The 13,264-nt window shown below is 60.3% G+C and carries 15 protein-coding genes and 2 tRNA genes; 10 read left to right on the forward strand and 7 right to left on the reverse strand.

The genetic code is table 11. The annotated features are described in order from the left end of the window. The first annotated feature begins 6 nt into the window (after positions 1-6). Complete coding sequence (locus ISM_RS07960) at positions 7-969, forward strand: acetyl-CoA carboxylase carboxyltransferase subunit alpha (protein WP_009813622.1); 963 nt, start codon at positions 7-9, stop codon at positions 967-969. A gap of 9 nt (positions 970-978) precedes the next feature. Here ISM_RS07960 and ISM_RS07965 read toward each other — a convergent pair whose 3' ends face one another. Together ISM_RS07965 and ISM_RS07970 are read right to left on the reverse strand one after the other, a co-directional pair. After that, positions 979-1,626, reverse strand: a complete 648-nt coding sequence (locus ISM_RS07965; protein ID WP_009813623.1) for a GntR family transcriptional regulator — start codon at positions 1,624-1,626, stop codon at positions 979-981. Between the two features lie 16 nt (positions 1,627-1,642). Continuing rightward, positions 1,643-2,353: a M48 family metallopeptidase gene (locus ISM_RS07970; protein ID WP_009813624.1), complete on the reverse strand. Its 711-nt coding sequence runs from the start codon at positions 2,351-2,353 to the stop codon at positions 1,643-1,645. Positions 2,354-2,465: 112 nt separating this feature from the next. Here ISM_RS07970 and ISM_RS07975 point away from each other — a divergent pair, with 112 nt between their 5' ends. Together ISM_RS07975 and ISM_RS07980 are read left to right on the forward strand one after the other, a co-directional pair. Next, positions 2,466-2,744 (forward strand): TIGR02300 family protein, encoded by a 279-nt coding sequence (locus ISM_RS07975; protein ID WP_009813625.1) that lies wholly within the window; start codon positions 2,466-2,468, stop codon positions 2,742-2,744. 85 nt (positions 2,745-2,829) lie between these two features. Continuing rightward, positions 2,830-2,905 (forward strand) — tRNA-Ala (locus ISM_RS07980). Positions 2,906-3,020: 115 nt separating this feature from the next. Here the strand turns inward: ISM_RS07980 and ISM_RS07985 are convergent. Next, the gene (locus ISM_RS07985) at positions 3,021-3,746 is read right to left on the reverse strand and encodes an NAD(P)H-dependent oxidoreductase (protein WP_009813626.1); all 726 of its coding nucleotides are present in this window, start codon (positions 3,744-3,746) and stop codon (positions 3,021-3,023) included. 94 nt (positions 3,747-3,840) lie between these two features. On the opposite strand from ISM_RS07985, the gene ISM_RS07990 reads away from it, so the two are divergent. Together ISM_RS07990 and ISM_RS07995 are read left to right on the forward strand one after the other, a co-directional pair. Then, a complete protein-coding gene (locus ISM_RS07990; RefSeq protein WP_009813627.1) occupies positions 3,841-4,740 on the forward strand; it encodes a LysR family transcriptional regulator in 900 nt (299 codons plus the stop codon). 220 nt (positions 4,741-4,960) lie between these two features. Beyond that, complete coding sequence (locus tag ISM_RS07995; RefSeq protein WP_009813628.1) at positions 4,961-6,004, forward strand: fatty acid desaturase; 1,044 nt, start codon at positions 4,961-4,963, stop codon at positions 6,002-6,004. Between the two features lie 4 nt (positions 6,005-6,008). Here the strand turns inward: ISM_RS07995 and ISM_RS17720 are convergent, their stop codons facing one another. Then, positions 6,009-6,641, reverse strand: coding sequence for a TetR/AcrR family transcriptional regulator (locus ISM_RS17720; RefSeq protein ID WP_156783342.1), 633 nt, complete (start codon positions 6,639-6,641; stop codon positions 6,009-6,011). A gap of 123 nt (positions 6,642-6,764) precedes the next feature. On the opposite strand from ISM_RS17720, the gene ISM_RS08005 reads away from it, so the two are divergent. Genes ISM_RS08005 through ISM_RS08020 form a run of 4 tightly spaced genes read left to right on the forward strand, consistent with a single transcriptional unit; the run spans position 6,765 to position 10,619 of the window. Continuing rightward, on the forward strand, positions 6,765-7,844 hold the full coding sequence (locus ISM_RS08005; RefSeq protein ID WP_009813630.1) for an ABC transporter ATP-binding protein: 1,080 nt from the start codon (positions 6,765-6,767) through the stop codon (positions 7,842-7,844). Positions 7,845-7,847: 3 nt separating this feature from the next. After that, a complete protein-coding gene (locus ISM_RS08010; RefSeq protein ID WP_009813631.1) occupies positions 7,848-8,759 on the forward strand; it encodes an ABC transporter permease in 912 nt (303 codons plus the stop codon). Next, complete coding sequence (locus ISM_RS08015) at positions 8,752-9,558, forward strand: ABC transporter permease (RefSeq protein ID WP_040618392.1); 807 nt, start codon at positions 8,752-8,754, stop codon at positions 9,556-9,558. The genes ISM_RS08010 and ISM_RS08015 overlap by 8 nt, the downstream gene beginning before the upstream one ends. 29 nt (positions 9,559-9,587) lie before the next feature. After that, a complete protein-coding gene (locus ISM_RS08020; RefSeq protein WP_009813633.1) occupies positions 9,588-10,619 on the forward strand; it encodes an ABC transporter substrate-binding protein in 1,032 nt (343 codons plus the stop codon). A gap of 84 nt (positions 10,620-10,703) precedes the next feature. On the opposite strand, the gene ISM_RS08025 is transcribed toward ISM_RS08020, so the two are convergent. Beyond that, positions 10,704-11,168: a DUF411 domain-containing protein gene (locus ISM_RS08025; protein WP_009813634.1), complete on the reverse strand. Its 465-nt coding sequence runs from the start codon at positions 11,166-11,168 to the stop codon at positions 10,704-10,706. A gap of 35 nt (positions 11,169-11,203) precedes the next feature. After that, positions 11,204-11,506: a hypothetical protein gene (locus ISM_RS08030; RefSeq protein ID WP_009813635.1), complete on the reverse strand. Its 303-nt coding sequence runs from the start codon at positions 11,504-11,506 to the stop codon at positions 11,204-11,206. A 119-nt stretch (positions 11,507-11,625) separates the two neighbouring features. Here ISM_RS08030 and ISM_RS08035 point away from each other — a divergent pair. Further along, positions 11,626-11,701: transfer RNA gene (locus ISM_RS08035), tRNA-Thr, on the forward strand. 244 nt (positions 11,702-11,945) lie between these two features. Here ISM_RS08035 and ISM_RS08040 read toward each other — a convergent pair. Beyond that, positions 11,946-13,262 (reverse strand): hypothetical protein, encoded by a 1,317-nt coding sequence (locus ISM_RS08040; protein ID WP_156783343.1) that lies wholly within the window; start codon positions 13,260-13,262, stop codon positions 11,946-11,948. Positions 13,263-13,264: the final 2 nt, after the last annotated feature.

Raw genomic sequence — 13,264 nt, forward strand, 5'->3', positions numbered from 1 at the left:
GTGTAAATGACCAATTATCTCGACTTTGAAAAACCCCTGGCCGAGATCGAAGGCAAGGCGGCAGAGCTGCGCGCCATGGCGCGGGCAGGCGAAGGTGTCGATGTCGAAGCCGAGGCCGGCGCGTTGGACAAGAAGGCGGCAGAGCTGCTCAAGGACATGTACCGTGACCTGAGCGCGTGGCGCAAATGTCAGGTGGCGCGCCATCCCGAGCGGCCGCATTGCCAAGATTACATCAAGGCGCTCTTTACCGAATACACGCCGCTCGCCGGTGACCGGAACTTTGCCGATGATCACGCCGTCATGGGCGGTCTGGCCCGTCTCGACGATCAGCCGGTCGTCGTCATCGGTCAGGAAAAAGGCAGCGACACCAAGAGCCGCATCGAACGCAATTTCGGCATGGCTCGCCCCGAAGGCTATCGCAAGGCGATCCGCCTGATGGAAATGGCCGACAAGTTCAACCTGCCGATCATCACGCTGGTCGACACCCCCGGTGCCTATCCCGGCAAAGGTGCCGAAGAACGCGGGCAGTCCGAGGCTATCGCCCGGTCGACCGAGAAATGCCTGCAAGTGGGCGTGCCCCTCATCAGCGTCATCATCGGCGAAGGCGGGTCGGGCGGGGCCGTAGCCTTTGCCACCGGCAACCGTGTCGCGATGCTCGAACATTCCGTCTATTCGGTGATCACCCCCGAAGGCTGTGCGTCGATCCTGTGGAAAGATGCCGAAAAGATGCGCGAAGCCGCCGAGGCGCTGCGACTCACGGCGCAGGATCTCAAACGTCTCGGCGTCGTGGATCACGTCATCGACGAGCCGATGGGCGGGGCGCATCGCGATGGTCGCGCGGCCATCAACGCCGTGGGTGTTACGCTGCGCAAATTGCTGGGCGAGCTGAAGGGCAAGGACCGCGACGCGCTGATTCGCGACCGCCGCGAGAAATTCCTCGCCATGGGCGACAAGGGGCTGGCGGCCTGATCCGCCGGCCTAGCGCACCAGCATCCGCAGACCCTGCGTCACATCTGACCGCACGGCGAGCCGCAATGCCGGCTCGTCCCCAGCCTTGAGCGCGGCGATGATCGTGCGGTGATGCTGCGGCGCGGTTTTTCGGTAGAGCCGCCCATAGAGCGCCCGCATCGTCGGCCCCAATTGCAACCAGACGGTTTCCGCCATGGCCAGCATGGCAGGCGCTTGCGCCCGCAGATAGAGCGTGCGGTGAAACTCCAGATTGCGCCGGATATAGGCCACCGCATCCTGACGGGCGATTTCCTCGTTGATCCGCGCGTTGATCGACTGCAGCCGGTCGATGAGCGCGATATGGGCACGGGGCAGGGCGCGGCTGGCCAGCTCCACCTCCAACAACGCCCGCAAGGCCGCGAGCTCTTCCATCCGCTCGGGGCTCAGCTCCGGCGTCGAGACCCGGCCCGACGAGGACATCGACAGCGCGCCCTCCGCCGACAGCCGCCGCACCGCTTCGCGCGCAGGCGTCATCGACACGCCAAACTCTTCGCCGACGCCGCGAATGGTCAGCGCCTGACCGGGCGCGATCTCGCCATGCATGATTCGCGACCGCAAGCCGCGATAAACGCGGTCATGGGCCGAAGGCGAGGGATCGGTGCGGGGTGTGAGCAACATATCGCGACCATGTGCCTCAGCGCGCGTCGGCGTCAATATCAAAGCGATACCTGTGCAATGCTGCGCCATGCGTCCGAAGCCATCTCCGCGAGGCTTCGAACTCGGGGTCGAGCTTTTCAACCAGGGCCCAGAATCGCGCGGAATGGTTCATCTCTCGCAGATGCGCCACCTCATGCGCCGCCACATAGTCGAGCACCTCGGCTGGCGCGAGAATCAGCCGCCAAGAATAGCTCAGCCCGCCGCGCGACGAACAAGACCCCCACCGCGACCGCGTATCGCGTAAACTGATCCCGCTGTATTCTGTGCCGAGCAGCGCGGCATAGCGGTCCGAGGCTTGTACCAACCGGTCACGCGCCAGTGTTTTCAACCAGCTTTGCACCCGCCGCCCGACCTGTTCATCCGGTCCGGGCACCCATATCTTCCCCTCCGACACGCGAATGGCACGGCCCGACGAGGCAGGCGCGACGGTGAGCATCTCTCCCGCCACCGGTACATCCACCCCATGCGCCACCGCCACGAGATCGGGCCGCCCCGCCAGATGCCCACGCAGCCAGTCGGCCTTTTCGCGGGCGAAATCCACGCCCTGCGCTTCGGAAATTCCGCGCGGCAATGTCATCGACACCGTCCCGTCGATCCCCGAAACCCGCAGCGAAATCCGCCGCGCCCGGGCCGAGCGTTTTATCACCACATCAATCGGGGGGTTGCCCGGAAGTGTCACTTGCCCCATATCGCCGAATGCCTCATGCTACCTGCGGTGATCAAAGCCTTTGACACCTGTGCCTTGTTATGGCAGGTGGCGCGAACCGTCGACAAGACCTCAGAATTGAAAGGGATGACCCATGCCCAAGGAAGAATGGGGTGTAAAACGTGTTTGCCCGACCACCGGCAAGCGTTTCTACGACCTGAACAAGGATCCGATCGTCAGCCCCTACACGGGCGAAGTCGTTGAGCTGAACCTCGGCAAGAGCCGTTCGATCAGCGCCGACAGCGAGGATGCCGAGACCAAAAAGCTCAAAGAGGCGTCGCTTGATGGCGATGCAGAAGTGCTGGACGATGATGACGAAAACGTGTCGCTCGACGACATCGCGGATGTCGCGTCGGAAGACGAAGACAGCTGATATCTTCGGGGCGGGATTTTTCCGCTTGATCCCGCCCGAAGCTTTGCATAAGTAGCGGCGCACAGGCTGGTTAGCCTGACAAGATGGGGCCTTAGCTCAGCTGGGAGAGCGCTTGCATGGCATGCAAGAGGTCAGGGGTTCGATCCCCCTAGGCTCCACCAAATCCCATCCCGACAACGCGAATATTCTGCCGTACTCGGCTGAACCGGTGCCTCTGACCGGGCGATCTGTGTCGGGCGCAGGCCGGTCTTAGCGGTCAACCAATCGCCTTCACAACTACCCGACCGCACCGCCGTTCTCGTCCCAGTCGGACCAATCAGGGAATCGCAGCGGTTCGACCTCATCCAGCGCTGCGAGATGCGAGGCCCATGCGCCGAGGTTTCCCCTCAACCGCTCTTCGACAATGCTTTGATCCTCGTAGCTGTAGCCATGTCCCTGCACGCCATAGGAGACAAAGGGCGGCAGAACCGAGAACCCCATGTAATGCAGCGAATAGTGGATGGGCCAGAGCATCGTTTCGAAATCGCCCCCTCGGCTGCCTGGGCCAAATGCGGCGCGGGGGGCACCTGTGGTCACAGAGACGAGGGCGCGGCGCCCCCTGAAGTAGCCCGTGCCATAACGCATCTGACTGGTGTAGAGCCCACCGCTGACAAAGACGCGATCCATCCACCCTTTGAGAACCGCAGGCGCGCTGTGCCACCACAGTGGAAACTGCAAAATAACGAGGTCCGCCTGTTTAAGGTTGCCGATTTCCGTCAGGACATCCTTGGGCAAGCTGTCGGTGCGCCAAGCGTGGCGCTGCTCGGCGAGCGGTGCAAAATAATCGCCTGCCACGCGGCTCGCGTAATGCTGACTGCCCTCCACCGGGTCAAACGCGGGGTTGTATAGATCGTTGATGGTGACGCTGCCGCCGTGTTGTATCAGCGCCTTTTCTGCGGCGCGCGTGAGAGCGCCATTGTAGGATTTCGGCTCGGGATGCGCATGAACGATATGGGTGTGCATTTCGTCTCTTCTCAGGATTGGTTCAACTCGCCCTGACACTGCACGTTCATTTCTGATAAGTATTGAGAGGATTCAGAAGATCGGCCTTTCATATATGAACAGCAAACTCGACTGGAACGACTATCAGACGGTCCTTCTGATCGCCGAGGCAGGCACGCTTTCCGGCGCCGCCCAACGGAGTGGGACAAGCCACCCGACCATGTTCCGCAGGATCAACGCGGTGGAGCAAAAGCTTGGCGTTCGTCTCTTCGAGAGGTTCCGCACAGGCTATCGGCTTACAAGCGCCGGGGAAGAGGTCGCTACCACCGCACGCGAGATTGAAGAACTGACCAACGCCACCGAAAGACGCGTGGCGGGCCGCGACCTGCGGCCTTCCGGCATCGTGCATCTGGCAACGACGGATTCGCTCCTCTGGGGCTTGCTGGCCCCCGAGATCGCCCACCTACGACACGTAGAACCCGACATCGTGCTCGATGTGACCGTCTCGAACGAGATTTCCGATCTCTCCTTCCGCGAGGCCGATATCGCGATCCGCCCGGCCAGCGCACCCGAAGATCATCTGATCGGTCGGCGTCTCGGCCGCATACGGCAGGCCGTCTATGCCGCGCGGTCTCTGGACCTGAGCGAGGGCGACCAAAGTAACTGGGCGGGCCTTCCCTGGATCGGGCCGAACGCCTCCATGTCCTATCCTCAGTTGCACGCCTGGATGCGTGCATCCGGCGTCGAAGCCCGCTGCGTGGCCAAAACCGACAGTGTGCTGAGCATGCTGGCCGCCGTCCGCGCGGGCACCGGTGTTGCAATCCTTCCCTGCTATCTGGCCGACCCCGATCCCGATCTGCGCCGTTTAGGGCCCGAGATTGAAGACCTCGGCGTGGACCTTTGGATGCTCACCCATCCCGACCTGCGCCACACCGCACGCGTTCGTGCCGTGCTGGACTTCTTCGGCGGCCTCGGGTGGTCCATGTTGAAAACGGACATGTCACGGCCCAAGTAAGTTTGGACAGGGTAACCCGTGTCTAACTCTTCGCCGCCGGTTGCCGCGCCTTTCATGAAAATACCTCTGCGCGGCCACTGCAGCGCAGAAACGTCACCGAACTATGCTCCCCCAGCCGCACATTTGCTGGCGCTGCGAGTTCTCCCGCTCATCCTGCCACGCTCTGCTTGCATATGTTCCACGATGCTCTATGCAGCACTCCAGTCACCAAGGCGGGCCTATGAACGAACATTCCACCTCATCCGGCCCTTCGCCCGCACCGCGCGCCGCGAAGGATTGGGTCAAGATTCTCTCGCAATATCGCGAAGCGGACATCCGCCGCAGCTATTTCGAGCTCATCGTCACCCTTGGTCCCTTTGTTGCGCTCTGGGCGCTGGCCTGGTGGTCGCTCTCCTATAGCTATTGGCTGACCTTTGCGATTTCGCTGTGCAATGCGGGCTTTCTGCTGCGTCTCTTCGCGATTCAGCATGATTGCGGCCATGGTGCCTTTTTCAACAACCGTTTGCTGAGCGACTGGCTTGGCCGTGTCTTGGGCGTGCTGACCCTGACCCCCTATGACGTCTGGCGTCGCTCGCATTCGATCCACCACAGCGCCTCGGGCAATCTCGACCGGCGCGGCATCGGTGACATCCACACGCTGACGGTCAATGAATACCATGCCATGTCCCGGTTCAGCCGGCTCATGTATCGCCTCTACCGCCATCCGATCGTGCTCTTCGGGTTCGGCCCGGGCTATCTCTTCCTGTTTCAGAATCGTCTGCCGCTCGGCTTTACCGACAAGGCGAAATACTGGATCAGCGCCATGGGAACCAATGCCGCGATTCTGATCTGGCTCGCCCTTGTCATGTGGTTCGGCGGGCTGATGCCGGTGCTGCTGATCTTCCTGCCGAGCACGCTCTTGGCCGCCACGGCAGGCGTCTGGCTCTTCTATGTGCAGCATCAATTCGAGACGACCCATTGGGAGTCCGAGGAAGACTGGCAGCTACACGACGCCGCCCTGCATGGCAGCTCGCATTATATTCTGCCCGGCTGGCTGCAATGGCTCAGCGCCAATATCGGCATCCACCATGTGCACCATGTCCACAGCCGCATTCCCTTTTACCGGCTGCCCGAAGTGCTGCGCGACCACGCCGATCTGGCCGACGGCAACCGTATGACCATCCGCGAAAGCCTGAGCAACGCGCGGCTGCATCTCTGGGATGAACAATCCCGGCGGCTTTTGTCCTTTGCCCAGGCGCGGCGTCTGGTGGCGCAGCGGGGCTAGCCGATCAGGCCGACACCATCGCGCCAAGCTCCTGCATGTCCTGACAAAGCTGCGCCTTGTGGGTCTCAAGGCTCATGTCCTCGTCGCGGATGAAATCGAGAAACCGCGCGTTCCAGGTGCTATAGGCCACCCGCGCCAGTAGGGCGCTGCGGCTGCGCGATAACCCGTGCTGCCCAGACGTCCGGTGCAGGATCTCCGCGATATCACCGTGATGGGTCTTTTCGATCTGCGCATAGAGCTGCACCATCGGACTGTCGGGGTTGCGGATATTCGTGGCCTCGGCATAGCGCCAGACCCGTTTGCCCGCATAGCTCATGGTGAGATCGGCATAGATGCTGAAAATCTGACCAAGAATATCGCCAAGCCCGGCCCCCTCCGGCGGGGTCCAGCTCTGCATATATTCCTGCCCCGCCTCATGCGCCTCGAGAACCATCGCCACGACGAGCTGATCCTTGCTGCCGAAATAGTTGAACACGGTGGGCGCCGATACATCGGCCGCCCCGGCAATCTTGGCCATGGTGGTGGCGGCATAACCTTCGGTTTCGATCAGGCGACGCGCAGCCGCGAGGATATCCCGCCGGCGGCGTGATTTCTGCCTGTCGCGCAGGCCGGGGGAGGAAGATTCAACGGCTGCCATTTTTTTCACCTTATCCCAAGAAAGTGCGAAGTAAATAATTTTATCCGACTAAAAATTTATTGACGGCATGAGAAACACTATTAGGGTTGGCGGTTATGAACGCAAGGACAGGTGGGGCGGCCAATGATAGAAATTGACAGTGTTTCCAAGGTGTTTGGCTCTGGCGCGACGGCGTTTACCGCCCTCAATGACGTGAGTGTCACGATCCGGGAAAACGAATTCTTCACGCTGCTTGGCCCCTCTGGTTGTGGCAAGACCACGCTCCTGCGCACCATCGCAGGCTTTAACGCGCCAAGCTCGGGCTCGGTCCGGCTCGATGGCGAGGACCTCGTGGCGCTGCCCCCCTACAAGCGCCCGGTGAACACCGTCTTTCAGAATTACGCGCTCTTTCCACACATGACCGTGGCCGAAAATATCGGCTTTGGTCTCGACATGCTCAACCGCCCAAAGTCCGAGATCAAGGCCACCGTGGCCGAGATGCTCGAGCTGGTGCAGATGACCCCGATGGCCGACCGCCGCACGTCGGAAATCTCGGGTGGACAACAACAGCGTGTCGCGCTCGCCCGCGCCCTTGCGCCGCGTCCCAAGGTGCTCTTGCTGGATGAGCCCCTCTCGGCGCTCGACTACAAACTGCGCAAGGGGATGCAGGTCGAACTCAAACGCCTGCAGAACGAGACCGGCATCACTTTCGTCTTCGTCACCCATGATCAGGAAGAGGCGCTGTCGATGTCCGACCGGATCGCAGTGATGAGCAATTCGCGCATCCTGCAGGTCGGCTCGCCGCATGACATCTATGACCATCCCGCCGAACGGTTCGTCGCTGAATTCATCGGCGAGACGAATTTTCTCACCGGCAAGATTGCCGGGCAAGAAGGCGAGACGCTGCGCGTGGCCCTCGATGTGGGCGGCGAGATCATCGCCCGCCAACCGCCGGGCGACCCCGCCGGTCAGGCCGTGACCGTCGCCGTGCGCCCCGAACATGCCCATTTCTGCGCCCCGGACAGCGCCGAGGCCACCGTTACCGGCGAGGTGAGCAATGTGGTCTATCTCGGCACCGACACCCATTTCCATCTCGTGCTGAGCGATGGCACGCCCTTTGCGCTGCGCCTGCAGAACACGCCCGAACGCGCCGCCGATGCCAAGCTCGGCGATCGTGTCGGCATCCGCGTCGCCCCCGGCGTGGCCCAGGTCCTGAGGGACTGAGCCATGGCCAACGCAACCCACCGTCCAAGTTTCACCGAACGCCATTCGCAATGGGTTCTCCTCGCCCCGGCCCTGACGCTGCTCTGCGTCGCGGCCTTCGGCCCGCTCTTCATCGTGGCGATCTACAGCTTTCTCACCCCCGGGGATTACGGCGGCGTGGTGTGGAAATTCTCGACCGAGGCCTGGTTCAACGTCTTTGCCGAGCGGGACATTTTCGACGAAACCATCGGCTTTGCCGACGCCCATCTGGCGATCTTCTGGCGCTCGCTGCGACTGGCCTTGATCACCACCGTCGTCGCCTTCCTCTTCGGCTTCCCCACGGCCTATTTCATCGCCACCCGCCCCGCCCATCAGCGCAATCTGTGGATGCTGCTGATCATGGTGCCGTTCTGGACCAACCTGCTGATCCGCACCTTCGCGATCATGGAACTGATCCGAAACGAAGGCGTGGTGAACACCCTGCTCATGGGGCTCGGGATCATCAACGAGCCGATACAGATGCTCTACACCGATTTCGCGATCATGGTGGGGATGCTCTATGTCTACCTCCCGCTCATGGTGCTGCCGATTTATGCCTCGCTCGAACGGTTCGATTTCTCGCTCGTCGAGGCCGGCTATGATCTCTATGCCAACCGGCTCAAGGTGCTGCGCAAGGTCATCCTGCCGGTCACCCGGCCCGGCATCGTGGCGGGCTCGATCCTCGTGTTGATCCCGGCGCTCGGTGCCTATGTGACGCCAAGGGTGCTCGGCGGGGGCAAGCGGATGATGCTCGGCAACCTGATCGAATTGCAATTCGGGCAGGGGCGCAATTGGCCGCTCGGCGCGGCACTGGCGATGCTGCTTTTGCTGATCGTGATGGCGACAATGGTTTTCTATGTGCGTGCCGCCGGGCGCGAAGGGGGCGGTCATGGCTGAACCAAAGGGTTTTAACGTCAAGAAACAGCACGGCTTCACCACCATCGCGGTGCTCTGCTTTCTGCTGCTCTACACGCCGATCATCCTGCTCGTGCTCTATTCCTTTAACGCCGGCACTTCGATCGCCATCTGGGAAGGTTTTTCCTGGCGCTGGTACATCTCGACCTGGGGCAATGAACAGGTCAAGGAGGCGGCGCTCCTGTCGCTCTGGCTTGCCATCGTCTCCTCGGCCGTGGCCACCTCGGTCGCGGTGCTGGCGGCCCTCGCCACCACCCGGCGCGCCCCCTACAAGGGCCAGACCGTGGTCTTTGCGATCATCAACCAACCGCTGATGGTGCCCGAGATCGTGACCGCCGTGGCCCTTCTGATCTTCTTCGCGCTGATCAAGAACTACACCGGCTACACCGGTGGCGCGTATCTCTTCATCGCGCATTCGGCCTTCTGCGTGCCCTTCGCCTATATGCCGATCCGCGCCCGGCTTCAGGGCATGGACCTGACGCTCGAACAGGCGGCCTCTGATCTCTATGGCACGCCGCTGCGGGTGTTTCGCAAGGTGACATTGCCGCTTCTATGGCCCGGTATCCTCGCCGGGGCGATGCTGGCCTTTGTCATCTCGCTCGACGATGTGGTGATTACAGAGTTTGTAAAAGCCGCCGGTCAGGATACGCTTCCCACATATATGCTGGGTCAGCTCCGCCGAGTCGTCACCCCCGAGGTCAACGCCATCTCGACGGTCCTGCTCGCCATCTCGGTGACTATGGTGATCGTGTATTTCATCCTCAATCAGCGCAAGAACTGATGCCATTCCAACCCAACTCAGGAGGTCCCATGACCGCTCTTAAATCCGTCACAGCCCTGGCCACCGCGGCCATGCTCGCCAGCCCGGCTCTGGCCGAAGGTGAATTGAACATCTTCAACTGGGGCAACTACACCAGCCCCGATCTGATCGAGAAATTCGAGAAAGAATACGACATCGACGTCACGATCACCGATTACGACAGCAACGACACCGCGCTCGCCAAAGTGCGCGCCGGCGGTCATGGCTTCGACATCGTCGTGCCCTCGGCCACCTATATCCCGATCTGGATTTCCGAGGGCCTTCTCCTCGAGAGCCGCCCAGACGAGATGGAGAATTTCAAGAATGTCGCCAAGCGCTGGGCCGAGGTCGATTTCGATCCGGGCCGTCGCTACACGGTGCCATGGCAATGGGGCACGGTCGGTCTGACCGTCAACACCTCGATCTATGATGGCGACATCAACACTTCGGCCATCTTCCTTGATCCGCCCGAAGAGCTGCGCGGCAAGATCAACGTCGTGCCTGAAATGAACGACGTCATGCATCTCGCGATCCGCTATATGGGCGGTGAACAGTGCACCACCGACAAGGACGTGCTGCGCAAGGTCCGCGACAAGCTGGTCGAGGCCAAGCCGCACTGGATCTCGCTCGATTACGGCACGGTCGAGAAATATGCCAAGGGCGACCTCGGCGCCGGCGTCAACTGGAACGGCTCGTCCTACCGCTCGCGCCTGCAAAACCCCGACATCGCCTTCGGCTATCCCAAGGAAGGCTTTCCGATCTGGATGGACAACGTCGCCATCCTCGCGGACGCTCAGAATGTCGACAATGCCAAGCTTTTCCTGAACTTCATCATGGCCCCTGAAAACGCCGCGATGATCTCGGAATTCGCGCGCTACGCCAATGGCATCGACGGCTCCGAGGAATTCATGCCTGAGGACATGAGCACCGCCCCCGAGGTGGTCATTCCCGCCGAGCTCGCCGATGCCGGTGTGGTGTCCAAGACCTGCCCGCCCGAAGCCACCAAGATCTACACCCAGATTTGGCTCGAACTGCAGAAATAAGCCAATCGCTTGCACGCGGCTGAAACGTCAATGGGCGGCCTCACGGGCCGCCCATCTTTGTTGTCACGAGGCTATAGCCCGGGCTTACTCGACCCCGGCCTTGTAATAGACCTCGCCTTCTTTCGCATCGCCGCCAAAGGCCATCACGTCGAACTTGGCCTTGGGATCATCGCCCATGCCGGGCGATCCGGCGGGCATCCCGGGCACGGCAATACCGCTGATCGCGGGCTTGTCGCGCAGCATACGTTTCACCGCTTCGAGCGGCACATGCCCTTCGACCACATAGTCGCCGACCTTGACCGAATGGCACGAGGCCAGATCGTTCGGCACCCCGTGATCCGCCTTCATCCCGGCATAATCATAGGTCTCGATTACCTCGACCGTGTGGCCCTCGGCCCGCGCCAGATCGGCCCAGGCATCGCAACAGCCACAGCCGGGCGTCTTTGTCATCACCATCGCCGCCGGCTCCGACAGCGATTGCGCATGGGCCGCCGGTGCAAGGCTCAGCATCGGCGCGGCCACGAGGGCATAAATCATGGATTTCTTCATTGGATTGACTCCGTTTTCCGTAAGATTGGGTAAGTTCAGGAAAACAGCACCCCACGCGGCGGCCTGAGCGGGGGCAGGGAGCTACGCCCATTCTGCACAAGCCGCGCCGCAAAGAACTCAAACCGGCGCTCCGCGCCAAACCGCGCCGCGTGCCAATCCTCGGGCAGGACGAGACAGGCGGCACAGACCGACGGCCCCGCACCCATCTCGCTCGCGCCACAGCACTCATGCGGCTCCGACATCGACATGGCGTCGACGGCCGGTTGCTCCTGTGCCACCACAGGCGCCGACATGAGGCCGGTCATCACAATCAGGGCAAGGATCAAGAGGCTACGCATGTTTTATAGCTAGGCGGCGCGCCCCTCGGTCTCAAGAGGCAATCCGCCACAACCCGCCTCGATCGGCGGCATTCCGTCTCTTGCACCAGATCAAAACCCAGTTTAAACGGTGTCTCGCCGCCTCAATAGCTCAGCTGGTAGAGCAGGTCCTTCGTAAGGACAAGGTCGGGGGTTCGAGTCCCTCTTGAGGCACCACTTTCCCCCATTAATGTATTGATTTTAAAAGAAATATTTCCCGCTGCGTAAAGTCAATCCACCCCACGATCCACCCTATCATGGCTAGTCCACCTAGCTATACTTGAAGAGCGGACATAGTTTTTGACTACCAGTGACCAAGAAGAGCGGCTTCGAAGCATAACCCTCTGAATCAAGATTGTTAGCTTATAGTAGGTAGCATTGTATCGAAGCGAGGCATGTGTTCATCTGAGCCTGTTAAGGCTCAAACTCGATTGAAAGCCTGCCAAATTGGCTGCGCCTCTGCCTCCCAAGCGAACCAAGCAGCTCCCAAGGCGACCCCAAGTACGCTGAGTATGGCGATGAGAAAAAACGCGATGACAAAATTGCGCTTGGGGGTTAATGAAATAACAACTCGGAGCAGGTCGTGCTGAAGGTTGCTGGAGAAAAACTTTGATTTTGAGTAAGCTGACCGCATTGCCAAGAACGACACAAGAAACGCGCCGCCGACAACAACCAAAATATTAGCAGTTAGCCACTGAGCGACCCGCGTCACGGCCATTTGCTGCCCGCCAAAATGCTCATCAGATACCTGAAGGTACAACGGTGAAACGATTGAAATCAAAGCCGCGAAGCATGGTAGCCCTTTACTGAAAAAGGTAGAGCTAAAGCTTGGTCGCAGCAGCCGATCCCTTTGAGCTTCGATACTCGCGTTCACTGAGTCCATTGTGGTTTGATGATTGTAGGTAGGCAATTTAGCGAACGGGCGTCGCTTGGGCAGTGCGCGTTTAGTGCTGACATAAGAGCGAAGCGTGGCAGACCTTTGATCGCAGTGGATCTCCTCGAAAGCCTTAGCGTAGGAGAGCACCCCTTTGCAATTTACCAACTCAGCGAGCGATTGGTCTCGCTTCCTGTGAATCACCCAGCGGTATAAAGAGTATAACGTCTCTCTCTTCCACGCTTGGGGGCCTTCTGAGAGCGGCGTCACATCCAATATCGTGTCAGAAGAGGGAGAGTGATGTTTATGGCTGTGTGTGACATCCCTCAGAAAGAAAAAAACTTGTGAGGCACCCCTGTGCTCTGCCTCAACAGACAATTTATCATCGTTCTCGAAGATTACGCGTGTCTCACCGTTACGAAATATTTTGACCGCCGAGCTCGCCCCAGGTCGTTCGCTAGCCTTCTCAATAAAGAGGCTAGCAAGCTGGGTAAACTTAGCCTCTATTTCGCGCTCATTTTTGAGGGCCTGCAGCGCTTCTAGGTCCTTGCGTAGCTCGTCGAATCTTTTCGTTGAGAGTTCCACACATGGCCCTGAAAACAGGTTAAAATCAGTCCCCGAGTTCATCTCTCCAAAGAAGACAAATACTGAGAAGCCTTCGCGTTGTGCGAGCCAATTCAGCGCATCACCCACTTTGCCCAAAGCGGCGTCTGTTGTTCGACGCTTTTGCGCAACGACAGTAAGCCTCCGCGAGCCGACCGCGCGAAGATACTTGAAAACTTTCGGTGGGTTTTTTCCCGTACCAACCGTTGAAAAAGAAAGCCTGCCCGTAATGGTCGGGATCCAGCCGACGTACTCGCCCAAAC

The sequence above is a fragment of the Roseovarius nubinhibens ISM genome (genome assembly GCF_000152625.1).
Classification (GTDB): Bacteria; Pseudomonadota; Alphaproteobacteria; order Rhodobacterales; family Rhodobacteraceae; genus Roseovarius; species Roseovarius nubinhibens.